This window comes from Streptococcus sp. HMSC072D03 (assembly GCF_001812855.1).
Classification (GTDB): Bacteria; Bacillota; Bacilli; order Lactobacillales; family Streptococcaceae; genus Streptococcus; species Streptococcus salivarius_D.
Genome location: NZ_KV810685.1, coordinates 51,244 through 77,638 on the forward strand (window position 1 = coordinate 51,244; position 26,395 = coordinate 77,638).

Sequence of the window (26,395 nt, forward strand, 5' to 3'; positions counted from 1 at the left end):
AAAGAACAAACTAGTCATCCATTCCTAAGTGAACCTCTGGAACATCATGTTGTAAATAAGAAACACCCTTTTGTTCCATCAACTCAATTGCAAATGGGTGCGGTCTATAATTGGCCTTATAGGTAATCTTTACGATACCAGCTTGCAAGAGGGCTTTGGTGCAGTTGATACAAGGAAAATGAGTCACATAAATCTCTGTATTTTTGGTAGAAATCCCCTCTTTGGCACATTGGATAAGGGCATTCATCTCTGCGTGTACCGTACGAATACAATGACCATCTTCCATGTAGTGACCTACTTCGTTACAGTTATCAGTCTCAGAAACCCCGCCGTTATAACCTGTAGCGATAATACGCTTGTCCTTGACTAAAACAGCCCCAACAAAGGCACGGTCGCACGTAGAACGCTTAGAAATCAGCTCTGCATTAGCCATAAAATAATCTTGCCAAGATAAACGGTTTGGCATAAAGTATTCCTCCAAATCTTAGAGAACAATCAATTCCTTAGGCGCAAGGGTAATCAATTCACAACCATTCTCTGTGATAATGATGTCATCTTCGATACGAACACCATATTTATCAGCCAAATAAACACCTGGCTCGTCCGTCAAGACCATACCAGCTTCAATAGTTTCATCGGAATTACCAAAGTAAGGAATCTCGTGAATGTCAAGACCGATACCGTGTCCGATACCATGTGTAAAGTAATCACCATACCCCGCTTCGACAATAACATCACGCGCAACCTTATCATAGTCACGACGTGTCATGCCAGCCTTAGCCGCATCAATCAAAGCCTGATTAGAACGTAGAACGATATCATAAATTTCACGCTCCTCATCAGTAGTGTCACCAATATGGATAGTACGAGTCATATCGCTAACGTAATGGTTGTAGTAGCATCCAAAGTCCATAGTCAAGGTCTCACCAGATTGAATAACCTTTTCTGAAGCAACCCCGTGAGGCATAGCTGAACGGTAACCTGAAGCAATGATAGACTCAAAGGAAATCCCTGAAGCTCCGTACTCACGCATACGGAAATCTAAGAAGTTTGCCACTTGTAGCTCTGTTGTTTGACCTGGTTTAATGAAATCAAGCACATCTGTAAAGGCACGGTCTGAGATAGAACAAGCCTTACGGATAGTTGCCAATTCTTTTTCGTCCTTGATCATACGCAACTCTTCCATGAAGTTGCTTTGTGGTGACAAAGTGTAGCCTTCAAAAATCGCTTGAAGACCTTGGTAGTAAGCAAATGACACCTGATTATCGAAACCGATAGTTTCAAGTTTATCAGCCTCGATAATTTTAACAATATCCTTAAGTGGATCCTTAGTTTCAATAATATCAAAGCCATGCACAGATTGTTTGGCAATGAGGGTATAACGTGAATCAGTTAAGAAGAGGCGACGATTCTTAGTAATGAAGACAGTCGCATTTGTCCCCCAGAAATCTGTTAAATAATAGATATTTTTTGTCCTGTCACCAACAAGGCATCAAGGCCTGATTGGGCAAGTTTGGCATCAAATCGTTCAAGTCTACGTTGCATTATGAATTACTCCTTTGGTATTTTAGGTTAATTATACCAAATTTTCAGACTTTAAAGGATTAAATTGACATTTTAGAGTGTTTTTTTGATGTCATAAAGAAAAAGCCAGATGAAACTCTGACTTTATTAGCATTATACAAAGGCTCGCTTTTCGTAGATAGTTGGTAATCATATTTGATAAATTCTTTTATTTCTCGACGTAGAAAGTAGTCTGTTAGATAAATTTCCCTAAAAGACTTATAAGCAGGTCTGTTAGATTCCTAAAAACTTGCTTAATTTGAAACATTAGGCTATTAACAGACTGGTCTGTATGATTAACTGTATTCTCGCCACCATCCTTGATAGTATCCTCAGAGGGGGATTCAGGTAAGGGATTTTCCGCCTTCTCTACTACCTCTGTTCCCTCTGGTGTCTCTGTTTTCTCAGTTTCTTCCTTGAAAACAGCCTGATAAATAGCTTGGGCATCCGGGGCACTGCCAAGATAGCCTGAAACCAATTGACCATTTTTGAGACGAATCACACTTGGAGTCCCTGGAATACCTAGCTTATCAAATAGTATTTTACGAGACTCACGGTCCAACTGATCCGAATCTGTATTGTAATAAAGAAGCTGACCATCAATCAGGGTATTGAAATCCTTCAAAACCGGAGAATTTTGACGACAATAATAGCAGGTTGGCCGGCCAACATAAAGGATATGGTCCCCACCATCTTCAGTCAACATATTTGTGACATCACTGTAAGAGACTTGCTTCAGGTTTTCAAGATTCTTTTCATAAGTTTCAACCGAAACCTCTTCGGACCTCACTTCTGTCTCAGCCACTCCTGTCTGTGATGACGGAAGAAGATAATTTTCCTTTGCCTCACTATTAGATTCAGCCTTCTCAACCACTTGTTCGGAGGCTGTTTCGGAAGAATTCTGTACATTATCTACCTGACTATTCTCAACAAAATTATTGGATAATTCGATTGTAGATTCCTTAACATCTAACTCGTCCGCTGCTCCACTAAGCACTGCTAACTGGCAAGTACCTAAAACAAAACTCGCCATCAAAATAAATTGTATTTTCTTCATGTGTTCTCCTTATTTGTTTACTGTGTGACATCTTACTTTTTACCCATTAACAATAGCAAGGGTACCATAACACTAATCACCATGTTTCTCTCCTTTTTCTATTTATATTAATACTTTAGCCACTAAGTCCAAGCTATGTCTTCATTATAAGAGCTTAACGAAATAAAAAATAGTGACATAAATGTCACCATTCCATAAGATTAAAGACAAAAAGAAAAGGCTAAGCAAGCAAGCTCAACCTGAGACTATAGCAATCAACAGAGAAAATCATTTCTCCTTGTCCCTACCCGCTACCATAAGCGCAAACAAAGAAAAAGCTAGCGAAAGTGTTGACCAGACGAGACAATGGTCAATAAAGGCATCGCCTTCGGTGAAACTTAGCGTAGCATTTATCATCACAATAAATAGCCAGACGATCACGATAACAATGCTTAAACTTCTAATAAGATTATTCTTCTGTTTATCCATATTTCTCTTTCCCATACTTGGTGCTCATGGTAACTTTTAATCACCATAAGGGTATTTTCTTTTCAACCACCATTTGTTCCAACCCAATCGTTCAGGTAAGGTTTGAGGTCTAGATACAAAATCACCCCCTGTGACATTTTCTAACGTTTCAGCAGTGAGCTCTTCGCCATATACCTTAGTTCGCATTCTTATTTCTCCTTTCTTTTCAAAAATAAATACAGCAATAACCACTTGGACTATTCAAAAAACTAGTCGTCTTGGTAACCTAGTGGGTTTGGGTATAAGGCCATTATAAGTTCTCTCTTTTCAAAAAAATAGTGACATAAATGTCACTATCACTGAATACAAAAATCCAGGCCTTTATAAGACCTGTTCCAAAACTTGTTTATTTCTACGGTGTTTCAGAATAAGAGAAAAAATAACCTCAAAAAGGAGAAAAGTAAAATAAAGTCCTAAAACGTAAAGCAAAGTTTCCCATTTATCTGTTGCTGATTGAAAATGGCCGTGATAATCCACTGTACGGATGCTAATCAAAAGACAAACATCTAGAAATAGGGCTAGAAGAATACCATTGAAGCCTATAAAAAAACGCTTTTTAACCATAGTCTGACTCCTGTATGTTTTTTTCTTAACAAGAGAATACCAAACTCAACTTAAACCAGCCTAAAGCAAAAAAAAGACTCAAAGAGCCTTTTTCCTTTATATCAATTTTTCTTTCAGATATTGTCCTGTGTAGCTTTCTGGAACAGCTGCTACCTCTTCTGGAGTCCCTGTAGCTACGATGGTACCTCCACCGACACCGCCTTCAGGACCCAAATCAATGATATGGTCTGCGGTCTTGATAACATCCAGATTGTGCTCAATCACGAGAACAGTGTTGCCATCATCCGCAAAACGCTGAAGCACCTTCAAAAGACGTGCAATGTCATCTGTATGGAGACCAGTCGTCGGTTCATCCAGAATGTAGAAGGACTTCCCAGTAGAGCGTTTGTGCAACTCACTAGCCAGTTTCATACGTTGTGCTTCACCACCTGAGAGGGTTGTTGCTGGTTGTCCCAAGGTCACATACCCAAGCCCCACATCCTTGATCGTCTGCACCTTACGAGCAATCTTAGGAATAGCCGCAAAGAAGTCAACTGCGTCATCAACTGTCATATCCAGAATCTCCGCGATATTTTTCCCTTTATAACGAACCTCTAGGGTCTCAGAATTATAGCGTGTGCCATGACAAACCTCACAAGGGACATAAACATCAGGCAAAAAGTGCATCTCAATCTTGATAATACCATCACCAGAGCAGGCTTCACAACGGCCACCCTTGACATTGAAAGAGAAACGCCCCTTCTTGTAACCTCGAATCTTGGCTTCATTGGTTTGGGCAAAAAGATCACGAATATCGTCAAAGACGCCTGTGTAAGTCGCTGGATTAGAACGAGGTGTACGCCCAATTGGACTTTGGTCAATATCAATCAAACGCTCGATATGCTCGATTCCTGTCACTGATTTGTGTTTACCTGGCTTCTCACTATTGCGATTGAGCTCTTGGGCAATTTTTTTCTTGAGAATTCCGTTAACCAAAGTTGATTTTCCTGAACCAGAAACACCTGTGACTGCAATCAACTTTCCAAGTGGAAACTTAACAGACACATTCTTAAGGTTATTTTCGCTAGCTCCTGTAACCTCGATAAAACGACCATTACCTACACGACGTTCCGTCGGTACAGGAATTGATTTGGCACCTGACAGATATTGCCCAGTGATTGACTTCTTGTTCTTAGCCACTTCCTCTGGGGTTCCAGAGGCCATGATTTGACCACCAAAAGCACCAGCACCAGGTCCCACATCGATAAGCCAGTCAGCCTCACGCATGGTATCTTCATCATGCTCCACCACAATCAAGGTGTTGCCCAGGTCACGCATCTTTTTAAGACTTGAAATCAAGCGATCATTGTCACGCTGATGAAGCCCAATAGAAGGCTCATCCAAAACATATAGGACTCCAGAAAGGTTAGAGCCAATCTGTGTCGCCAAACGGATACGCTGACTCTCACCACCTGAAAGAGTTCCAGCCATACGAGAGAGAGTCAAATAATTAAGGCCGACATTATTTAAGAAAGTCAAGCGATCCTTGATTTCCTTAACAATTGGACGAGCGATCACTCCCTCGTTTTCACCTAATTCAAGGTTATCGATTTCCTTAAGATGATCTGAAATAGACAAATCAGAGATTTGACCAATATTGAGACCATTCTCACCACCAACACGAACTGAGAGTGCTGCTTCGTTAAGACGATAGCCATGACAAGTTGGACATGACAGCTCATTCATATAACCTCGCATGACATTGCGAGTGAAATCACTATTGGTCTCGTGATAGCGACGATTGATATTAGTCACAACCCCTTCAAAAGGAATGTCAATATCACGCACCCCACCAAAATCATTAACATAATGGAAATGGAATTCACGATCCCCAGATCCGTAGAGAATCAAATCTTGTTCTTCTTTTTTAAGATCTTCAAATGGCGTATCCATATCCACGCCGAACTGCTCCATAGCCTGCTCAAGCATGGCTGGATAATAGTTGGACGAAATAGGATTCCAAGGCGCCAGAGCACCTTCACGTAAGGTCTTACTAGCATCAGGGATAACCAAATCCATATCAACTTCTAGTTTATTACCCAAACCATCACAGGTCGGACAAGAGCCAAATGGCGCATTGAATGAAAAGAGACGAGGCTCCAACTCTGGCACTGTGAAGCCACAAACCGGACAAGAATAATGTTCTGAGTAAAGCAGCTCATTATCATCCATAGTATCCACAATCAAGTAGCCATCTGCTAAACGTAGGGCCGCCTCAACCGAATCAAAGAGACGACTACGGATACCATCCTTATTCACCAAGCGGTCCACAACCACTTCGATATTATGCATCTTAGACTTAGACAACTCTGGCACTTCTGTGACATCGTAAATCTCACCATCTACACGAACACGAACATAACCGTCCTTTTGTACACGCTCAAAAACGGCCTTGTGTTGCCCTTTTCTACGACGAACAATCGGCGCTAAAATTTGCATACGTGTACGCTCAGGAGGAGCTAGAACCTCGTCCACAATCTGTTCCACAGAGGACGACTGAATGGCTCCATGACCATTAGGACAATAAGGGACACCCACACGCGCATACAGAAGACGAAGATAGTCATTAATCTCTGTTGCCGTTCCGACCGTCGAACGAGGGTTTTTGCTTGTTGTTTTCTGGTCAATGGAGATAGCAGGACTCAAACCATCAATCGAGTCCACATCAGGTTTCTCCATATTTCCCAAAAACTGGCGGGCATAAGCCGAGAGACTTTCAACATAACGACGTTGCCCCTCTGCATAGATGGTATCAAAGGCCAAAGAAGACTTACCAGAACCTGACAAGCCCGTCACCACCACCAGTTTATCACGCGGAATCTCCACATCGATATTTTTTAAATTGTGAGCTCTTGCTCCATGAATCACTAACTTATCTTGCATTTTTTTAAGAGGCCCTAGCCCAAAAGCTACTGCCGCTCCTTTCTACAGACGGATGGAAAATCCATCCCGACTTTCTCTCATAATTATAACAAAATTTCAATTTATCCAGCCCAAAAATGTTTCAAATGTAGTATAATGGTGGAGTGTCTAAAAAAGGCAAGGAACATCATCCCAAGCCTCTTTTGACAGCACTAAAAAAGCTAAGAGCAGTGTTAATTAGACTTAAAAGCGATTGTAAAAATCCTTTTATAATCAAGATGCCAGCGCTTACTTAATGACAAAGGAGGGGTTCCCATTGAAACAAATGTTCTTATCCACCGGAAAAGAATTCAAAGAAATTGAAACATTCGAGCCTGGTGCTTGGATTCATTTGGTGAACCCTTCCCAAGAAGAAGCCATGAAGGTCGCAGAACGGTTTAACATTGATATTCAAGACCTCCGCGCCCCTCTGGACGTGGAAGAAACTTCACGTATCGATGTCGAAGATGACTACACCCTGATTCTGGTCGACGTTCCAACCCAAGAAGAGCGTAATAACAAAAGTTACTACGTCACTATCCCATTAGGTATCATCGTTACCGATGAGGTAGTCGTTACTACCTGTCTTGAGGACATCAGCCTTATGGATAACTTCCTCAACCACCGTGTGCGTAACTTCTACACCTTCATGAAGACCCGTTTTGTCTTTCAGATTCTCTATCGCAACGCTCAACTTTACCTAACCGCCCTACGTTCTATCGACCGCCAGAGCGATAAATTGGAAGCTCAGTTGGAAAATGCGACTAAAAACGAGCACTTGATTGACATGATGGAATTGGAAAAATCCATTGTCTATCTTAAAGCATCACTTAAGATGAATGAGCGTATTGTCAAAAAGCTAACAGGTAACGCCTCTAGCTTGAAGAAATATATCGAGGACGAGGATCTCTTGGAAGATACGCTGGTTGAAACCCAACAGGCCATTGAGATGGCAGGCATCTATGAAAACGTCTTGAATGCCATGGCTGAAACCTCTGCCTCTATCATCGGCAATAACCAGAACACAATCATGAAAACACTCGCTCTCATGACTATGGCTCTGGATATCCCAACCGTTATCTTCTCCGCCTACGGTATGAACTTTAAAAACAATTCTATGCCACTAAACGATTTAGATAACGCCTTTTGGGTCATCTTCTTCATGGCAGTCTTCGGGTCATCCTGCGTTGTTATCTACTTTATCAGGAAAAAATGGTTCTAATATAGAGCCTCTTCTTTTCCCTAAACTACAAAACTAAAAAAATAATACTATTTATCGAAAGGTCATCTCATGGACATCCAAAAACTCACCAAGAAAAACCAAGAATTTATCCACATCGCAACTAACCAACTCATCAAAGATGGTAAATCAGACCAAGAAATCAAAGACATTCTTGGCAATGTCATTCCTGAACTTATCGAAAATCAGAAAAAAGGAATTACAGGACGTGGACTCCTTGGTGCTCCAACTGTTTGGGCAGCTAGTTTCTCTCCTGAAAAACACCAAAAACCTGAAACTGGTAAGCCTAACAAAGAAGTGCCAGAAACAGATAAAACTCCTTGGAAGATGTGGCTTGATACCTCACTCTTCCTTCTAGCCATCGTTGCTATCATGAACGCTATCTTTGGTTTCTCAGGTACACAAACTAGCTACGGCCTCACAACCCTTCTTTCAGTGTCATTCATTGGAGGCCTTGCTATGTATACCCCTTATCACTACATCTACCGTCACAATAACAAACCAAAAGAAGAACGTCCAAAATGGTGGTTCAGCATGACCGTCATCACACTCTCTTTTATTGCATGGTTTGCTCTCTTTAGTCTTACAGCCCTTCTTCCAAGCTACCTCAACCCTGGTCTTTCACCAATTGTAATCCTTATCATTGGTGTCATCGCTGGTGTTGCCAAATACTTCTTCAAACGTCATTACAACGTCCAAAGTACTTACGCACCTGCATCTTAATCAACCTCAAGCACCCATAAGGGTGCTTTTTTACGTCAGAAATCTTGACACAGTTGGCTATTCTATACTAAAATGTTAAAGTTAATAGACAAAAGAAAGAATTCCAATAGATGCGTATCAAATTCCCTCTACTAATCATTGCTTGCTGCCTACTACTTATGGCTTGTGGCCACAAGAATACTCAGAAAAACTATCAAGCTTACTATAGTTTTAACAATGTGACGACTTCCACTCAGGAAAAACAGCTAGCAAAAGCCTTAAAAAGCAAGGGTATTCCGACAAAAGACTGGGACAATCTAGCCCCTTATATTAGTCGTTACAATCAGGAAAATACAAATCTCCAACCTGTTGTCAAAAAATGGACCCAAAGTAAAATCGGCAAGGATCAAAATCAATTCGTCACCTTCCTTAATGAAAAAACTTTCGAAGATAACAAATCACATTTTACTGATGACTTAAACTGCCGACGAACATCGTTCCTCCTTCTTCATGACCTTATTACAAGCTCAGAGGACCTCACCAAATTGGACCTCCCCTCTCAAAACGAATTTATAGATCTTAAGTCACGCCACAAAGAGCTAACTTCCAAGGATCAAGCTCTCTATAGTCTCCTCTTTGGAGATAATATCAGCTACCAGTCTACGGATGACCTCCTTAAAGCTTGGAAAAAAGCTGGACTCAAGTTTCCAGAAAAGGTTAAACTCCTCTCAGTCTTTCAAAATAGCCCTGGTGATGTCAGCAATTTCCACACGGCTATAACTTACGAAAAAGATGGCAGTATCTATGTCTTTGAAAAACAGGACCCAACACTTCCTTATAGGTGGAGCCGCTTCAATAATTGGGCAGATATCAAAACACATTGGTTATCAAACCGCTTCAAGGTCTTCAAAGATAATGTCGATATCCTCGTTAACGACCAAAAATTTGATGATTTCTTAGAAAACACACTCTATATACCACAAAACAACCAACTAGCTCCTCAAGATAAATGAGAAGACCAGTTGGTTTTTCTTTTTCCCTAAAGTATAAAATAACACTCAACACACAAGCCTAAAAAGAAAAAAGCCCATAAAATCAAGCCAGAAAAAAACACCCTCAGTCGAGGGCATTATTTTTAGTCTTCGTTTACGTAAGGCATAAGTGCCATAACGCGAGCGCGTTTAATCGCTGTTGTTACTTTACGTTGGTTTTTAGCTGAAGTTCCTGTTACACGACGTGGAAGAATTTTACCACGTTCTGAAACGAAACGGCTAAGAAGCTCAGTATCTTTGTAATCAACATATTCGATTTTGTTAGCTGCGATGTAATCAACTTTTTTACGGCGTTTGAATCCGCCACGACGTTGTTGAGCCATGTTTATTTCTCCTTTATATATTTAATTCGTTTTGTCCATTCTTAGAATGGGAGATCGTCATCTGAAATATCCATTGGATTTGAATTACCAAATGGACTCTCGTCACGACCGAAGTTTGGTGTAGATTGTGCAGGTTGTGATCCACCAAATGAACCACCAGTTGAAGCTCCTCCACCGAATGAATTTGAATTATCAAATCCTCCAGCGTTGTAAGAACCACCACTGTGACCTTCACGTGCCGCACGGCTTTCCAACATTTGGAAATTATCAGCGACAACTTCAGTTACGTAAACACGTTGACCTTGTTGATTTTCATAGTTACGAGTCTGAATACGACCTGTAATTCCAATCAATGCGCCTTTCTTAGCCCAGTTAGCCAAATTTTCAGCTTGCTGGCGCCAGATAACACAGTTAATAAAGTCAGTTTCACGTTCACCATTAGCACCCTTGAAGTTACGGTTAACCGCAAGGCTGAATGTTGCAACAGCAACGTTACTTGGTGTATAACGAAGTTCCGCATCACGGGTCATGCGACCAACGAGTACGACATTATTAATCATAATTTACCTTCTTACGCGTCAAGTTTAACGATCATGTGACGAAGAATGTCACCGTTGATTTTTGAAAGACGGTCAAACTCGTTAAGAGCAAAATCGTTATCAGATTCAACGTTAACAACGTGGTAAAGTCCTTCACGGAAATCTTGGATTTCGTATGCAAGACGACGTTTTTCCCAATCTTTTGATTCAACAACAGTTGCACCGTTGTCAGTCAAGATAGAATCGAAACGTGCTACCAAAGCGTTTTTAGCTTCTTCTTCAATGTTTGGACGAATGATATAAAGAATTTCGTATTTAGCCATTGATATTTTCCTCCTCTTTTGGTCTAATGACTCATGGTCTTTCGCCACGAGTAAGTGAGGTGCACTCACAAGATATAATTCTACCAAAGTTTGAGGGATAATGCAAGGAAAAAGTAAAGAGTTAGAAATTTTCCCTCATAAAAAAATTAAGCCCTATGCGTCATCTTTTCTCCGGTCAAACTTCATGCTAAAATAAGAGAATGCTTTATCATAAAAAGAAATTAGGAGAAAAACTAGGACTTCCAACCTTTAACCACTACTATAATATTCCTATTACTTCCCTAGAATATAACCTTAAAAACTTAGGTCCGAGTGATACCTATATTATCACTTTTAAACAGGACAATAACCTCTTTGTTGTTGACATAAGACATTCGCTTGGACATACCAGTCATTTTGATACCGTCTCCCTCTTTGAACAAGACAAGGTCTTATCAGGCATCGCTGCTGTCCCTTTGGCCTCTGTTCATAGCATACAAATCTTGTCTTTTCCAGACAAGTTACACTCTCTGGACCCTAGTCAGCGTCTAAAAAATCTCGTCGCTCTTTACTACAAGGATGCAGAAATCATGCGTTACCTCAAGACGACTAAAAATATCGGTGATCAGGTGGCAAGATATCAATTAGAGGCTGATCGACTAGAAAGACAGGATAAGAGTTTTGACTTCTTCAAGTACGCCAGTCGTAGCAAAATACGAGAAGAAAACGGTCTTTCGGAAGTATCCAGCAAGGACTACGACTTCATTCCTGATTTTCATCCCTTCTTAACCTCACCAAGAAGCCAACAGGTTCTAAGCGTACCAGTAACCTACTGTGATGACAAAACGAAACAGACCGCTAAAATAGACATCATGGGGTGGTATATCAAGGACCAACAACTTAAGATTCGTTGGAAACCCAAGTACATGCGCAAACGTCGATGGCGCTCATCACGTATCTCAATTGATATCGTGACCGACAACTACTTCTTCCAAGGACAAATCTATAGAGACAGTAGCGCCCCCATATTTCTGAACAACCTAAGCTTTGATAGCAAGATTCCTAAGAGCTTCCTGCCGCATCTTAAAAATCAATACCAAATCTTTATGGCTCTAGTCGAAGAACAAAAAAGACTGGCTCTCCTACGAAAGGTCCAGTTAAACAATAAGGATTAAGTAACTTTCAGCAAAATTCAACATATCAAAAAGCTCATTCTTACACGCTAGAATGAGCTTTTAAGATTCTTCAATTGTCATTAGAACATCCTTTTGGAATTTTGTAAAAAATATTTTCATAAGGAGGAGTCATTGTGTGTCACCATTTTTATACCTAGCAATCATAGATTACCTCCATCAACTTACAAATAACTTTTTTGTATTGTAAATTTTCTATTACATTGGTATCACTCCCTAAGCTATTTTATGCAATAACTTGAAGTGTCTCCATTTTTATAACGTCCTAAATTCATCATCATAGTAATCACCTCTGATTCGTATGATTTGAGACCTATCTCCCCATTGACCACTCAATGAGATTTACTTGTCGCCGTTCTTATAACGACTTACATCAAACATCAACATAAGCGTCACCTCGGTACTTTGTTACAAGATTTAAGCATTTAACTTTTGTCGATAGTTTACTCATTTGGCATCGGTATCACTCCTTAAGCTATTTTACGCAACAGCTTAAGTGTCTCCGTTTTTATACCTACTAACATTTCTCATGAGCTTTACCTCACTTCTTCTTAAGTTAACAGATTTGAGTTTAGCCTTCGACTTCTGGTGGTATCACTCCCTTGTAGCTATTTTATGCAACATTTTTAATCGCCGTTTTTATACCTACTGATATATTTCATGAACTCACCTCGTTCATCTTAAGAATATAGGATTTACGTTTCGTGTGGCATGGGTATCACTCCTTAGGCTATTTTACGCAACAACCTAAGTGTCTCCTTTTTTATACCTACTAACATTTCTCATGAGCTTTACCTCACTTTTTGACGTTAATCTTGAGTTTAGCTTTCGATTTCTGGTGGTATCACTCCCTTGTAGCTATTTTATGCGACTGAATTAATCTCCGTTCTTGTAACGTCCTACTGTCATGCGGTCACGCTCCTCAGAGATGATTGATAAAGTTATTTGTTTTGCCTACTGTTTTGTTTAGAGATCTCAGTCTCCGTTTTTGTACCTTGAAATATTGACTCTCACCATGGCTTTTACCTCCTTGATGAATCCTTATCTTCTTTACACTCTTAGTATAATGTAAACGCTTACTTTTGTCAATCTTTTTAACAGAAAAACGCATAATTTTTTGAAAAAAGATTTCTTTGCTACAATAGAGACATGTTAGATTTAAAAGAATACGGCATTGTCATGTGGGATGCTGAGAAAATCGCCTCTTTTCGTCGTACCCTCCTGGACTGGTACGATCGAGAGAAACGAGACCTACCGTGGCGAAGAACTAAAAATCCCTACTATATCTGGGTCAGTGAAATCATGCTACAACAAACCCAGGTTCAGACTGTCATTCCCTATTACGAGCGCTTTTTAAACTGGTTTCCAACAGTTAAAGATTTGGCTGAAGCTCCAGAAGAGAAGCTTCTCAAAGCTTGGGAAGGGTTAGGTTACTATTCACGTGTCCGAAACATGCAAAAGGCTGCTAAACAAATCATGGATGACTTTGATGGTCAGTTTCCAGATACTTATGACAATATTGCCAAACTCAAGGGCATCGGGCCCTATACTGCTGGTGCTATTTCTAGCATCGCCTTTGGGCTCCCAGAACCCGCTGTTGATGGTAATGTTATGCGAGTCATGGCTCGTCTCTTTGAGGTTAATTACGATATTGGAGACGCCAAAAATCGTAAGATTTTCCAAGCGATTATGGACATTTTGATTGACCCTGACCGTCCAGGGGACTTTAATCAGGCGCTTATGGACCTTGGGACCGATATCGAATCGGCTAAAAATCCAAGACCAGACGAAAGCCCTATTCGCTTTTTCTGTGCAGCCTATCTCAATGGAACTTATGACAAGTACCCTATCAAATTGCCTAAGAAGAAGCCTAAACCTATGCAAATTCAAGCTTTTATTATCAGAAATGCAAAGGGTGAATTTCTGCTCGAAAAAAATATCGAGGGACGTCTGCTAGGTGGTTTCTGGTCCTTCCCTATCATGGAAACGGACTTTATTGGTCAACAACTCAGCCTTTTTGAAAAGGATGATTATATTCTCGAGACAGTCTCTCAAAAGGCTATTTTTGAAGAAAATTATGCCCTTAATCCAGAGTGGACGAACAATGATTTTACACCTGTAAAACATACCTTCAGCCACCAAAAATGGACCATCGAGATGGTAGAAGGTAGCGTCAATGACGACAAACTCACTACCGATAAGGAGTTATGCTGGGTAGCGGCTGAGGACTTCGACCAGTTCCCAATGGCCACACCACAAAAGAAAATGATTAAAACTTATGAAGACAGCAAAAAAGGATAGCATTGAGTGCTACCCTTTTTGTTATACGTCACGTTTAGCGTGCTTCCGGCCACGCAAAGCAAGGTATACCTTTGAAAGAACTACTCCCAAAAAGATATAAAACAACTCCAAATAAGTCACATTTTTTGACATCAAAAATTCAATCATAGTACGACACTCCTTTTTATTAAGAACTCCTGTCGCTGTTCTCAGTTATGGTTCTATTATAGGTAATACGGCCAATAAAAAATAGTGACATAAATGTCACTATGACGAAAACAAAAAAGCCGAAACGTTTCAGTTTCAGCTTGTTAATCATTAGTCTACTTTGTAGAAGAAATAACTATCGTCTGTGGTGCCATAAAGTGACTACCCACCCCAGATACGATCCTTACTTTTATCTGACTGATCATCGGCTTTCTCATTTGGCGATGACATTACAGAACCAGTCAAAGATACTCCTTTGGGTAAAAATGCTAATGTTCCACCACTAGGACCAACTTCTTTTGGCACAAGTCCTGCTTTAAAAAAGCCATCAGTAATTTTACCATATTCAATTGCTACCTTTGCCGTATACAATCCTATAAATTGGAATTAATTTACTTCATTGTCTCTTTCTTTTTTCTACATTTGTACACAATAAAATGGACTATACAAAATATAACGAACATAGACGTGAAATTTATCCAGATGTCCATATACGCGGACTGAGCTAAATTTTCTCTAAAGCTCGTAGACCATACATAAAAAAATGCAAGCAAAACTGTCGGTATGTACGAAACTGCATATCTTAGAACCATAGGCTTTATAATCAGCTCTGTAACAAGAGCATATGCCACTACACCTATTAAAACTATGATTGCTCTGTCTATTTCGTGCCAGTTTCCGCTCGGATCCTCATATATTCCGTTATATAAATACAAAATGCTGTTTAGCACCGTTACAAATGTATATAAAACCGTATATGCGAAAATCAAATTCTTATATTTATCCTTTTTCATTGCACTACTACTCCAGAAATTCAAATTTGTTTATCTAATTATAAAATAAAGGTTAACGACTAATCAATTTAATTATATAACTAAAATTAGAAATGTTTATTCCAAATTTATTTGAGAGCTGTTCTAAGTTATTCCTTCCTTTCTAAGTTCATAGATTAGAACTTGTAACTTGCTCTTCGGATGAAAGCCTCTGCTACCGGCCAAGGCTTAAAAAACCACCGAATAGTTCCACTTCAGCACCACCTTTGCTAGCTGACCCGACTAGCAAGTCTCATTAGTATATTAGCTACTGGTCGGGAACCCCTATCTAATATAACACTTTAGGGGGACTTTTTTTGATACATCGTTAAAAACTTTTCGGAACCACTAGCATATCTGGTGTTTTTCAATAGGCAAAAAAGCCGGACCTCAGTCCAGCTTTTTTGCCTATTTCTACTTGGTCATAAAGTAGGTGATAATCACCAACACTGCTACGATAGCCAGAACAACGGCCAGAAATCCTAGCATGTAGCGCAAGAGAAAATAGGTAAATGGAAAATTTTCTTTCATGTTTTACTTTGCCTCATACCATGTGCGGCCGTCATTCTCATCTGCGATGAGAGGGACAGCGAGTTCGACTGCAGCTTCCATAGTTTCTTTAACCAAGGCTTTCATCGCTACAAGTTCGTCGTTTGGCACCTCAAGGACGATTTCATCGTGCACCTGTAGGAGCATCTTAGTTTTATAGCCACCTTCTACCAGAGCCTTGTCTAGGTTAATCATAGCAATCTTGAGGATATCAGCAGCACTTCCTTGGATAGGAGAGTTGATAGCTGTACGCTCTGCGAAGTTGCGGACGTTAAAGTTACGAGAATTAATATCTGGCAACTCACGACGGCGGTGGAAGAGAGTTTCTACGTAGCCCTTATCCTTGGCTTCACGAACCACATTATCCATATAGGCCTTGATACCAGGATAACGTTCAAAGTAGGTGTCGATATACTCCTTGGCCTTCTTACGGCTAATGCCAAGGTTGTTAGAAAGACCAAAATCAGAAATGCCATAAACAATCCCGAAGTTAACAGCCTTTGCATTACGACGGTCGTTAGGTGTGACATCCTCTGGCTTTTCAATGCCAAAGACACGCATGGCTGTAGAGGTATGGATATCTGCCCCCTCTTTAAAGGCTGCAATCAAATGCTCATCTCCCGAAATATGAGCCAGCACGCGCAACTCAATCTGTGAGTAATCCGAGCTTAAAAGCACTGCGTCCTCAGTCGATGGGACAAAGGCCTTACGGATGAGACGACCTTGCTCCAAGCGAACAGGAATATTTTGCAAGTTGGGATCCACTGATGACAAACGACCTGTCTGAGTTAAATCTTGCACATAACGGGTATGGATTTTACCATCCTCAAGGATATAATCCTGAAGCCCCAAGACATAGGTAGACTGAAGCTTAGTGATTTGGCGGTACTCCAAAATCTTAGCTACAATTGGAGCAATTGGTGCTAATCGTTCAAGGACATCCACAGCTGTTGAGTAACCTGTCTTGGTTTTCTTAGTGTATTCCAAAGGTAGACCCATCTTTTCAAAGAGGATAACACCCAACTGTTTAGGCGAGTTAATATTGAACTCCTCGCCCGCCATTTCGTAGATTTCTTGGGTCAATTTATCAATGACTACTTGGTTTTCCACTGCCATCTCGTTAAGGGTTTGTCCCTTAACCTTAATACCAGCGATTTCCATCTTAGCTAACACATTTGCCAGTGGTAACTCCATGTCAAAGAGAAGCTCTGATTGACCGTGTTCAGCCAATTTTTCAAGCATAACCGGTTTAGCAACCTGAAGGACCTTGACTTTTTTAGCTAGGTGGCTGAGTAAGACATCTTTTTCAGGAACCGCACGCTTAGCCCCCTTGCCATAGACCACTTCATCTGTTTCTAACGGTAGGTCCGTATAGAGACGGGCAATGGTTGACAATTCATTGTCTTCAACGGTTGAGAGCAGATACTTGGCCAGACGTGCATCAAAATTAGCCGTAGGCAAGTCAATACCTAGATGGCTCAAAAGGACCTTACTTCGCTTGAAATCGTAGATATTAACAGCTTTTGAAAGAGCTGCCTGGAAGGCTTCTGATTTGAGTAGGTCTGTATCTGTAGACGCATAAATCTGCTTGTCATTCCCCCAAGCAAAACCGATGATAGGTTCTATGTGATAATTGTCACCGAGGATTTCAAAATAGAAGAAATCGTCAGAGCTAAAGTGAGCTTCTGTCACTTGACTAGGCTCTGCATAGGCCACATCAAAATCCTGCGGAACAGCCTCTCCACCAAGGGCATTTTTGAACTGAACAAAGCCCATCTCGTCATAAAAGGCTGCCAATTTTTCAAGGTCAGGTCCCGTAAAGGCCGTATCATCTAAGCCAATTTCAATAGGAGACTGGGTATCAATGGTCGCCAGAGTTTTAGAAAGGAAGGCTTGCTCCTTATCATTGATGAGATTTTCCTTCATCTTGGACTTCTTCATCTCATCAATATGCTCATAGATACCTTCAAGGGAACCGTGTTCCAAGAGGAGCTTGAGACCAGTCTTTTCACCAATCTTAGTAACCCCTGGAATATTATCGGACTTATCACCCATGAGGGCCTTGAGGTCGATGAATTGCGCTGGAGTAATCCCCATTTTCTCCATGAGGTAGTCAGGTGTGAAGGCCTCAAACTCAGCCACACCTTTCTTCGAAATCTCAACGACAGTATTTTCATCAGTCAGCTGAATCAAGTCTTTATCCCCAGAGACAACAGTAATTTGATAGTCCTCACTGGTATTTTCAGCCATCTTAGCCAAGGTACCGATAATGTCGTCTGCCTCGTACTGAGCCAAGTCATAATAGGCGATACCACGTGCAGCCAACATCTCACGGATATAAGGGAACTGCTCACGGAATTCCTCTGGTGTCTTAGCACGACCAGCCTTGTAGTCTGCGAACATCTCGGTACGGAAAGTTGTTTTGCCAGCATCAAAGGCTACCAAGACATGAGTCGGTTGGATACGCTCAAGCAGGTTGTCCAACATAAGGTGGAAACCGTAGATAGCATTGGTATGAAGGCCATTATTGTTACGAAAACGGTCAATTTGATTATAAAGTGCGAAAAAAGCACGAAAGGCAACGGATGAACCGTCAATTAGGAGTAATTTTTTCTGATTAGTCATAGGTTTATTATAGCATAGATGAGAGCATTGGTTTTAATTGAAAATCTCTTATTTTAGGGAGACTCTTTTGTAAAAGTAGCTAGTCAACATCTGATGACAAAAGGCCGCTCATAAAACGACCTCAGGCATTTCCCACCTCCACGCCCCATAGGCAAATGTGCTATAATAGAAGCTATGAACACAAAGATTTTAGACCAATTAGAATTTAACAAGGTCAAGGACCAGTTCACAGAATACCTGCAGACTGAACAGGCTCAGGCGGAGTTACGTGACTTGGTGCCTATGACCAATTCAGAAAGAATTCAAAATCAATTTACAGAAATTCAAGAAATGGCTGAGATTTTCGTAGAGCACCATGGCTTTGCCATTGGTAGCTTGCGAGATATTTCTGAGCCTTTGCGTCGCTTGGAATTGGATGCTGACCTCAACATTCAGGAGCTTATTGCCATCAAGAAGGTGCTGCAAGCTTCAGCTGACCTTGGTCGCTTCTACGCTGACCTTGAAAATGTTGAGCTCGTCGCTCTTAAACGTCTTTTCGAAAAGATTGAGGCCTTCCCAAGTCTACAAGGCAGCCTTCAAAGTATCAATGATGGTGGTTTCATTGAACATTTTGCTAGCCCTGAGTTGCAGAATATCCGTCGTCAACTCAAATCTTGCGATGATGCCATTCGCCAGACCTTGCAAGACATTCTCAAGAAATCTGGTCACATGTTGGCTGAGAGTTTGATTGCTAGTCGTAATGGTCGTTCAGTGCTGCCTGTCAAAAATACCTACCGTAACCGTATTGCTGGGGTTGTGCATGACATCTCAAGCTCTGGAAACACAGTGTATATCGAGCCACGCGCCGTTATCCAACTTAACGAAGAAATTACACAATTACGTGCAGACGAACGCCATGAGATGGCCCGTATCCTGCATGAATTGTCTGATCAACTCCGTCCACAAGCTGCTGCTATCGCTAACAACGCTTGGATTTTGGGTCACATGGACTTTATTCGAGGAAAATACCTCTATCTCCAGGATAAAAAGGCAGTTATTCCAAAGATTAGTGACAACCAAACACTCCAACTCCTTAACGTTCGTCACCCTCTTTTGGTCAATCCAGTAGCCAACGATTTACGCTTTGATGAGGACCTCACAGCTATTGTCATCACCGGGCCCAATACCGGTGGTAAAACGGTCATGCTTAAAACTCTGGGATTAGCTCAACTGATGGCTCAATCTGGTCTTCCAATTTTGGCTGATAAGGGTAGTCGTGTAGCCATTTTCCAAGAGATTTTTGCGGACATCGGGGATGAACAGTCTATTGAACAGAGTTTGTCAACTTTCTCTAGTCACATGACCCACATTGTTGAGATTCTGGACGCTGCCGACAGCAACAGTCTTATCTTGGTCGATGAGCTTGGGGCTGGTACTGACCCTCAGGAAGGGGCTAGTCTAGCCATGGCAATCCTAGAGCACCTCCGTTTGAGTCAGATTAAGACCATGGCTACTACTCACTATCCTGAGCTTAAGGCCTATGGGATTGAGACGCAACATGTGGAAAATGCCAGCATGGAGTTTGACACAGCGACTTTAAGTCCTACCTATCGTTTTATGCAGGGAGTTCCTGGTCGCTCTAACGCCTTTGAGATTGCTCGCCGCCTCGGTTTGAATGAGATTATTGTCAAGGAAGCGGAAAACCTAACGGATACTGATAGTGATGTCAACCGTATCATCGAGCAACTTGAAGCCCAAACTGTGGAAACACAAAAACGTCTGGAGCACATCAAGAACGTTGAGCAGGAGAACCTTAAATTCAACCGTGCGGTCAAGAAACTCTATAATGAATTCTCCCATGAGTACGACAAGGAACTCGAAAAGGCTCAAAAAGAAATTCAAGAGATGGTGGATACAGCTTTGGCTGAGAGCGATAGTATTCTCAAAAATCTTCACGATAAGAGTCAACTCAAACCTCATGAAGTTATCGACGCCAAAGGAAAACTCAAGAAACTTGCCCCACAAGTGGACCTCTCTAAGAATAAAGTCCTTCGTAAGGCCAAGAAAGAAAAGGCTGCGCGTGCCCCTCATGTCGGAGATGATATCATCGTTACCGCCTATGGTCAACGTGGTACGCTTACCAGTCAAGCCAAAAATGGTAACTGGGAAGCCCAGGTAGGTCTCATCAAGATGACACTCAAGGCGGATGAATTCACTCTTGTTCGTGCCCAAGCAGAAGCCCAACAACCTAAGAAGAAACAGATTAACGTGGTTAAAAAAGCCAAAAAGTCATCTGGCGGTCCTCGTGCCCGTCTAGACCTTCGTGGGAAACGTTACGAAGAAGCCATGCAAGAGCTTGATGCCTTTATTGACCAAGCCCTACTTAATAACATGAGTCAGGTGGACATCATCCACGGTATTGGTACAGGTGTCATCCGTGATGCCGTTACCAAATATCTCCGCCGTCATCGCCATGTTAAAAGTTTTGAATATGCCCCACAGAGTGCTGGTGGTTCCGGATGTACCATTGCAACCTTAGGGTAAATATAGTTAAGAAAGACTGAGACCTTGTGTCCGGTCTTTTTCATATCCTACCAAAACAAAGAACAAAAAAGTCTCCCTTAATCAAGGAAGACTTCTATTTTCTATATCACACTTGTCCACAAATGCTGGATAATCTGACTAACTGGAAAATAGCCATTAATCAAGATACGTAAAACCCAGCTCGATGACAAGAGCGTTTGAATGTTATTCATGGGAACAGTCGCAAGAATATTCCCCAACATAGTCAAAGGCACAAGACTCACTAAGGTGGCCAAGACCCCGCCCACCACTTGGTAACATCTCTGATCAAGTCGCTCAATTCTCACAAAATGGAAGAAAATACCAAGAAAGCGTAAGCCATAATAGGCTATACAGTAGATAGCAAAATAAGCAACGCCCGCATAATAGACACGGTCAAGTGAAAAGATGTTCTGATCTTTAAAGAAAGCTATACTAGCATCTTTGGTTGGATTGGTATAAGGTACCCAAAGATTGATAGCCTCTCCTAGCGACCGGTAGAAATAGGCCGCCACACACATGGCGATAATGACTGAAACCACGTAATAGGCTTGCATAAAGAGGCCTCGACGGTAGCCAATGTAGAAATTCCAAGCCATAATAGCTAAGACAAGGAGTCCAATCATGCGTCATCCTCATCGTCATTTGTAGCTGTCGCCTTAACCTTGAGCTGCTCAAGTTGCTTAGCTCTCAACGTTTCCAACTCTTTTTCCATATCTTCAACTTGAATTTCGCGTTCCAACTGAGTCGACAAAGAATTGATAGCCATTAGGATAGCGATTGTTTCATTGTCAGCATTTTTCATCTGCTCTTTGATAATTTTATATTTCTCGTGGGCAACACGCTCAACCTCTTCCATGAATAAGTTGTCCTTATCAGTTGTTAGCGTGAGGTTCTTCTCTCCAAAATGAAATTTGTAACGGTTCTTATTTGCCATTTGCTTGTTAGCTGCCAATCAATGGTGGTCGCGGATTCGCCACCGCAGCTTCTCCTTATTTTATTGCTTTTATATCGCCATTTGTTAGCAAGATTCAGACACTTACTCTGAGGCGTGTTCGATACTTAAATGCCAACCCATTTTCTCTAATTGTGGAAAAAAGAGCATGGTTAGGCATCCTCTTTCTAATCATTATATCCTAAATTTTAACTTTCGTAAATTTTAGACTTTGCACTTCTCTAGAAAAATAATTTTCAGGGATTCCGAGTCTGTAAAATATCTACCAATTCTCCTTTTTTGTGCTAAAATAGATTCCATGGGCACAATCGTATTAAAAATGACAGCAGAGCAGATTTCGACACTCCAGAAGGACCTGGCATGCTATGCGACTGCGACTAAAAATCCTTATGCAAGTTTTTCAGCCAAGGTCGATGGAATAAGTGTCATCGCCTATACTTCAGGAAAGGTAACCTTCCAAGGAGCTAAGCCAGAAGTCTTGGCTAGCCGTTTTGGATACCAAGCTGAACCTAAGCATTCACCTGATGGGCAAAACCTAGCCCTAATTGGATCAGACGAAGTCGGAAATGGCTCCTATTTTGGTGGTCTAGCTGTTGTAGCTAGTCTAGTTACCCCGGCTGACCATGCCTTTTTGAAATCTCTTGGGGTCGATGATTCTAAAAATCTTAATGATATCAAGATTCGTCAGATTGCACCTATATTGGAGGAGAAAATTCCTCACAAGGCACTCCTTCTTTCGCCTAGAAAGTACAATGAAGTGGTTGGAGACGGTAAGAGTCATAATGCTGTGTCCGTTAAAGTAGCTCTCCACAATCAGGCTATCTTTCTATTGTTACAATCAGGTGCTAAACCAGATAAGATTGTCATTGATGCCTTCACCAGTGAGAAAAATTATCAGAAATACCTCAAGAATGAACGCAATCGCTTTGACTTTCCTATCACTTTAGAAGAAAAGGCTGAAGGGAAATACTTAGCTGTCGCGGTGAGCTCTATCATCGCTCGCAATCTCTTCCTGGAAAATTTGGACAAACTCAGCCAAGAGGTTGGCTACACCCTTCCTTCAGGTGCTGGTGCTAAATCTGACCAGGTCGCAACTAAGCTTCTTCAAGCCTACGGAGATCAGGCTCTCCAAGCTACTGCTAAATATCATTTCGCCAATACTAAAAAAGCCTACCAACGCTTAAAACAACCCTGAAAGGCCTTAACTATGAAAAACAAATGGACCCAATACTTCCTCATTTTACTTCGTGAATGGGGACTCTTTATCCTCTTTATCACATTTTTCCTTTTGACTCGCCTCTTCCTTTGGCTCCCTGTCCAGGTTGACGGCCACTCAATGGATCCTACTCTAGCCAATAATCAACGTGTTATCGTTTTGAAACACACATCCATTGAACGCTTCGATATTGTCGTTGCCAAGGAAGTCGAAGACGGTACGACGAAACAAATTGTCAAACGTATCATCGGTATGCCAGGTGATACCATTACCTATCAAAATGATAAACTTACTGTCAACGGTAAAGAAGTCAAGGAAGAATACCTCAAAGAATTCCAAGCTGCCTTTGCCAAGGATAAGCTACAAAAAGAATATGCTTACAACGATGACAAGAGCAAGAGTGGATACTTCCAACAACTAGCTAAGGATGCCAAGGCCTTTACAACCAATGCTGACGGTAACACGACCTTCTCTGTCACTGTTCCTGAAGGCAAATATTTCCTACTTGGAGACAACCGTATTGTTTCCAAAGATAGTCGAGTAGTTGGTTACTTTGACAAGAGTGCTCTTGTAGGGGAAGTTAAATTCCGCTTCTGGCCACTTAATAAAATTGGTACTGTTGAGGACAACTAAAAACACTGAATAAGATAAGGTTGGGGAAACCCAGCCTTATTATGTATCTAGGAAAAACACATGCAAGAATTTTATTTTTCAGGAACTATCGAACGCGTCATTTTTGAAAACGCTAGTAATTTTTTTCGTATCCTACTCTTAGAAATTGACGAAACAGACAGTGATTTTGAGGACTATGAAATCATTGTCACAGGAACTATGGGAGATGTCATGGAAGGTGAAGATTATACCTTCTGGGGTCAGCTAACCAATCATCCCAAATATGGTGAACAACTCCAAATGACGCGCTACGAACGGTCAAAACCTTCTGCTAGCGGTCTTATCAAGTATTTCGCCAGCGACAATTTTAAGGGGATTGGTAAGAAAACAGCTGAGCGTATTGTCGAGATTTATGGTGAAGACCCTATTGACAAGATTCTCGAGGACCCGAGCAAGTTAGAGCAGATATCTAACCTTTCAAAGGTAAACCGAGAAGCCTTCGTTGCAAAGTTAAAAATCAACTATGGAACCGAGCAAATCTTGTCCAAACTTTCCAGCTATGGACTCACTCCAAAGGCTGCCTCACAAATTTTCAACCAATATAAGGAAGAATCGCTTAATCTTATTGAGGAACACCCTTATCTCTTGGTAGAGGAAGTTCAAGGAATTGGATTTAAAATGGCGGATCAACTGGCTGAACGTCTCGGCATTGCTAGTGATGCTCCTGAGCGCTTACGAGCTGCCTTGATTCATTGTCTGCTAGAAGCCAGTATGGAAGAAGGCGACACCTACATCGAAGCCAAAGCTTTGCTCGAACGAACTATCATCCTTTTGGAAAGTGCTCGTCAGATTGAACTGGACCCCGCCTTGGTCGCTAAGGAATTAACCAATCTCATCCAAGAGGATAAAGTGCAAAATGTAGAGACTAAAATCTTTGATAATACCCTATATTTTGCGGAACAGGGCATCTATACCCACCTAACTCGTATCATGAAAGACCAACCTGACATCAGTACAGAGGACAAAATCCAAGCAAGTCTTGAAGAGGCGGAAGAGGAGCTTGGTATTACTTATGATAAGGTGCAAAAAGACGCCATTATCAAAGCCCTACAAAGCAAAGTATTCATCCTGACAGGTGGTCCCGGGACAGGTAAAACCACCGTTATTAACGGAATCATTAAAACTTATGCCGACCTTCACGGTCTAGATCTCAAAAAGTCTGATTTGCCTATTATTTTAGCGGCACCAACAGGACGGGCTGCTCGTCGAATGAACGAACTCACACAACTCCCTAGTGCCACTATCCATAGACATTTGGGACTCAATAGCGAGGACGATTTCAAGACCTTAGAGGACTATCTCGATTGCGACTTGATTATCATCGATGAGTTTTCTATGGTTGATACTTGGTTGGCCAATCAACTCTTTGAAAGTATCTCTGATTCAACCCAAGTCATCATTGTGGGTGACCAAGACCAACTGCCTTCCGTAGGCCCTGGCCAGGTCTTGGCTGACCTTTTGCAGATTGATGACTTGCCTAAGGTTTCTCTGACCAAAATTTTCAGACAATCTGAGGACTCCACTATCGTTACCTTAGCTAGCCAGATGCGACAAGGCCAACTACCCGCTGATTTCACAGAGAAAAAGGCTGACCGCTCTTACTTTGAGGCCAATGCCAACCATATTCCACAGATGGTTCCTAAAATTGTCTCTGCCGCTATAAAGAGCGGGATCGCTGCTCAGGATGTGCAGATTCTAGCTCCCATGTATCGAGGACAGGCTGGTATCAACAATCTCAATACCATTATGCAGGACCTACTTAATCCTCAAGAAAAGGCCAATCAATTTGCCTTTAATGACATTTTCTTCCGTAAGAACGACAAAATTCTCCATCTGGTCAACGATACCGAACTCAATGTCTTCAATGGCGACATCGGCATCATAACTGATCTCATCCCTGGTAAATATACTGAAAGCAAGCAGGACGAAATTTACATGTCCTTTGATGGCAATGAGGTTATCTATCCTCGTAACGAATGGAATAAGATTACTCTGGCCTATGCCATGTCAATCCACAAATCCCAAGGGAGTGAGTTCCCAGTCGTTATCCTTCCCATCACACGCCAAAGTGGACGTATGCTACAACGTAACCTCATCTACACCGCCATCACACGCGCCAAGAGTAAGCTAGTCATGTTAGGGGAAATCGCAGCCTTTGATTATGCCGTTCGCAACGAAGGAGCTAAACGAAATACTTATCTCATCCAACGTTTTGAACAAACTTATACACAAGCTGTTGATAAGTCTGTCGAAAAGATTGTTAAAAATGAGGCAACAGACGCCTCCAATCAAACAAAAACGAAAAACAACGACCCCTCAGAAACCCTTGAAAACAAAGACTTTTCGGAAAATATCAATCCATCCCCAGATCTTGTTAACACTTATTCACAACCTGTGGATAAGTCTGTTAACAAACCTGTGCAAACAGAAGAAAACTATCGTTTAACTGAAGAAAATTGGTCAACTATAGATCCAATGATTGGTCTCAGTGAAGACGATATTGCTGCCTTTTTTAACAATAACTAAAAAAGACTTGGGAAGCGACTCACTAAGAGC

Annotated in this window: 23 protein-coding genes and 1 pseudogene; 9 read left to right on the forward strand and 15 right to left on the reverse strand. The window is 41.3% G+C overall.

All coding sequences use genetic code 11. The features are described from left to right. Nucleotides 1-10: 10 nt before the first annotated feature. From HMPREF2877_RS07455 to uvrA, 7 genes and pseudogenes are all read right to left on the reverse strand, one after another. Nucleotides 11-466 carry a deoxycytidylate deaminase gene (locus HMPREF2877_RS07455; RefSeq protein ID WP_002884736.1) on the reverse strand — a complete coding sequence of 152 codons (456 nt, stop codon included), beginning with the start codon at nucleotides 464-466 and terminating at the stop codon, nucleotides 11-13. Nucleotides 467-484: 18 nt separating this feature from the next. Then, nucleotides 485-1,545: pseudogene (locus tag HMPREF2877_RS07460) on the reverse strand (M24 family metallopeptidase). Nucleotides 1,546-1,759: 214 nt separating this feature from the next. Then, nucleotides 1,760-2,620 (reverse strand): thioredoxin family protein, encoded by an 861-nt coding sequence (locus tag HMPREF2877_RS07465; protein ID WP_045769129.1) that lies wholly within the window; start codon nucleotides 2,618-2,620, stop codon nucleotides 1,760-1,762. Between the two features lie 267 nt (nucleotides 2,621-2,887). After that, complete coding sequence (locus HMPREF2877_RS07470) at nucleotides 2,888-3,088, reverse strand: hypothetical protein (RefSeq protein WP_013991177.1); 201 nt, start codon at nucleotides 3,086-3,088, stop codon at nucleotides 2,888-2,890. Between the two features lie 36 nt (nucleotides 3,089-3,124). Further along, complete coding sequence (locus HMPREF2877_RS10995) at nucleotides 3,125-3,274, reverse strand: hypothetical protein (RefSeq protein ID WP_013991178.1); 150 nt, start codon at nucleotides 3,272-3,274, stop codon at nucleotides 3,125-3,127. A gap of 174 nt (nucleotides 3,275-3,448) precedes the next feature. Next, complete coding sequence (locus HMPREF2877_RS07475) at nucleotides 3,449-3,691, reverse strand: DUF3923 family protein (protein ID WP_045769128.1); 243 nt, start codon at nucleotides 3,689-3,691, stop codon at nucleotides 3,449-3,451. Nucleotides 3,692-3,787: 96 nt separating this feature from the next. Then, a complete protein-coding gene (uvrA, locus tag HMPREF2877_RS07480; RefSeq protein WP_070579463.1) occupies nucleotides 3,788-6,613 on the reverse strand; it encodes an excinuclease ABC subunit UvrA in 2,826 nt (941 codons plus the stop codon). A 295-nt stretch (nucleotides 6,614-6,908) separates the two neighbouring features. Between uvrA and HMPREF2877_RS07485 the strand changes: the two genes are divergently transcribed. From HMPREF2877_RS07485 to HMPREF2877_RS07495, 3 genes are all read left to right on the forward strand, one after another. Continuing rightward, nucleotides 6,909-7,853 carry a magnesium transporter CorA family protein gene (locus tag HMPREF2877_RS07485; RefSeq protein WP_045769126.1) on the forward strand — a complete coding sequence of 315 codons (945 nt, stop codon included), beginning with the start codon at nucleotides 6,909-6,911 and terminating at the stop codon, nucleotides 7,851-7,853. A gap of 69 nt (nucleotides 7,854-7,922) precedes the next feature. Then, nucleotides 7,923-8,594, forward strand: coding sequence for a DUF1129 domain-containing protein (locus HMPREF2877_RS07490; protein ID WP_013991182.1), 672 nt, complete (start codon nucleotides 7,923-7,925; stop codon nucleotides 8,592-8,594). Nucleotides 8,595-8,704: 110 nt separating this feature from the next. Beyond that, complete coding sequence (locus tag HMPREF2877_RS07495; RefSeq protein ID WP_004183473.1) at nucleotides 8,705-9,586, forward strand: DUF4300 family protein; 882 nt, start codon at nucleotides 8,705-8,707, stop codon at nucleotides 9,584-9,586. Between the two features lie 122 nt (nucleotides 9,587-9,708). Here the strand turns inward: HMPREF2877_RS07495 and rpsR are convergent, their stop codons facing one another. The 3 genes from rpsR to rpsF are packed head-to-tail and all read right to left on the reverse strand — an operon-like array spanning nucleotide 9,709 to nucleotide 10,810. After that, a complete protein-coding gene (rpsR, locus tag HMPREF2877_RS07500; RefSeq protein ID WP_000068665.1) occupies nucleotides 9,709-9,948 on the reverse strand; it encodes a 30S ribosomal protein S18 in 240 nt (79 codons plus the stop codon). Nucleotides 9,949-9,989: 41 nt separating this feature from the next. Next, nucleotides 9,990-10,508 carry a single-stranded DNA-binding protein gene (locus HMPREF2877_RS07505; protein WP_002891844.1) on the reverse strand — a complete coding sequence of 173 codons (519 nt, stop codon included), beginning with the start codon at nucleotides 10,506-10,508 and terminating at the stop codon, nucleotides 9,990-9,992. Between the two features lie 11 nt (nucleotides 10,509-10,519). Beyond that, nucleotides 10,520-10,810: a 30S ribosomal protein S6 gene (gene rpsF / locus HMPREF2877_RS07510; RefSeq protein ID WP_002884188.1), complete on the reverse strand. Its 291-nt coding sequence runs from the start codon at nucleotides 10,808-10,810 to the stop codon at nucleotides 10,520-10,522. A 200-nt stretch (nucleotides 10,811-11,010) separates the two neighbouring features. Between rpsF and HMPREF2877_RS07515 the strand changes: the two genes are divergently transcribed. After that, complete coding sequence (locus HMPREF2877_RS07515) at nucleotides 11,011-11,964, forward strand: hypothetical protein (protein WP_045769125.1); 954 nt, start codon at nucleotides 11,011-11,013, stop codon at nucleotides 11,962-11,964. A gap of 1,167 nt (nucleotides 11,965-13,131) precedes the next feature. Continuing rightward, a complete protein-coding gene (gene mutY, locus HMPREF2877_RS07525) occupies nucleotides 13,132-14,283 on the forward strand; it encodes an A/G-specific adenine glycosylase (protein WP_014632598.1) in 1,152 nt (383 codons plus the stop codon). Between the two features lie 348 nt (nucleotides 14,284-14,631). Here the strand turns inward: mutY and HMPREF2877_RS07530 are convergent, their stop codons facing one another. From HMPREF2877_RS07530 to polA, 3 genes are all read right to left on the reverse strand, one after another. Then, nucleotides 14,632-14,841 (reverse strand): hypothetical protein, encoded by a 210-nt coding sequence (locus HMPREF2877_RS07530; RefSeq protein ID WP_014632597.1) that lies wholly within the window; start codon nucleotides 14,839-14,841, stop codon nucleotides 14,632-14,634. A 20-nt stretch (nucleotides 14,842-14,861) separates the two neighbouring features. Continuing rightward, nucleotides 14,862-15,263: a DUF6608 family protein gene (locus HMPREF2877_RS11405; RefSeq protein ID WP_004183523.1), complete on the reverse strand. Its 402-nt coding sequence runs from the start codon at nucleotides 15,261-15,263 to the stop codon at nucleotides 14,862-14,864. Between the two features lie 552 nt (nucleotides 15,264-15,815). Continuing rightward, nucleotides 15,816-18,455 (reverse strand): DNA polymerase I, encoded by a 2,640-nt coding sequence (polA, locus tag HMPREF2877_RS07540; RefSeq protein ID WP_049553707.1) that lies wholly within the window; start codon nucleotides 18,453-18,455, stop codon nucleotides 15,816-15,818. Between the two features lie 174 nt (nucleotides 18,456-18,629). On the opposite strand from polA, the gene HMPREF2877_RS07545 reads away from it, so the two are divergent. Continuing rightward, nucleotides 18,630-20,978 carry an endonuclease MutS2 gene (locus HMPREF2877_RS07545; RefSeq protein ID WP_070579466.1) on the forward strand — a complete coding sequence of 783 codons (2,349 nt, stop codon included), beginning with the start codon at nucleotides 18,630-18,632 and terminating at the stop codon, nucleotides 20,976-20,978. A gap of 101 nt (nucleotides 20,979-21,079) precedes the next feature. Here HMPREF2877_RS07545 and HMPREF2877_RS07550 read toward each other — a convergent pair whose 3' ends face one another. Continuing rightward, a complete protein-coding gene (locus tag HMPREF2877_RS07550; RefSeq protein ID WP_045769122.1) occupies nucleotides 21,080-21,622 on the reverse strand; it encodes a CvpA family protein in 543 nt (180 codons plus the stop codon). Beyond that, on the reverse strand, nucleotides 21,619-21,933 hold the full coding sequence (gene zapA, locus HMPREF2877_RS07555; protein ID WP_004183554.1) for a cell division protein ZapA: 315 nt from the start codon (nucleotides 21,931-21,933) through the stop codon (nucleotides 21,619-21,621). Before zapA ends, HMPREF2877_RS07550 begins: the two co-directional genes overlap by 4 nt. Before the next feature lie 316 nt (nucleotides 21,934-22,249). On the opposite strand from zapA, the gene rnhC reads away from it, so the two are divergent. From rnhC to HMPREF2877_RS07570, 3 genes are read left to right on the forward strand one after another with little or no spacing between them, the layout of a single operon-like run. Beyond that, nucleotides 22,250-23,146, forward strand: coding sequence for a ribonuclease HIII (gene rnhC / locus HMPREF2877_RS07560; RefSeq protein ID WP_070579468.1), 897 nt, complete (start codon nucleotides 22,250-22,252; stop codon nucleotides 23,144-23,146). Nucleotides 23,147-23,158: 12 nt separating this feature from the next. Beyond that, nucleotides 23,159-23,800: a signal peptidase I gene (lepB, locus tag HMPREF2877_RS07565; RefSeq protein ID WP_070579471.1), complete on the forward strand. Its 642-nt coding sequence runs from the start codon at nucleotides 23,159-23,161 to the stop codon at nucleotides 23,798-23,800. Between the two features lie 60 nt (nucleotides 23,801-23,860). Further along, on the forward strand, nucleotides 23,861-26,365 hold the full coding sequence (locus HMPREF2877_RS07570; RefSeq protein WP_045769120.1) for an SF1B family DNA helicase RecD2: 2,505 nt from the start codon (nucleotides 23,861-23,863) through the stop codon (nucleotides 26,363-26,365). Nucleotides 26,366-26,395 lie beyond the last annotated feature (30 nt).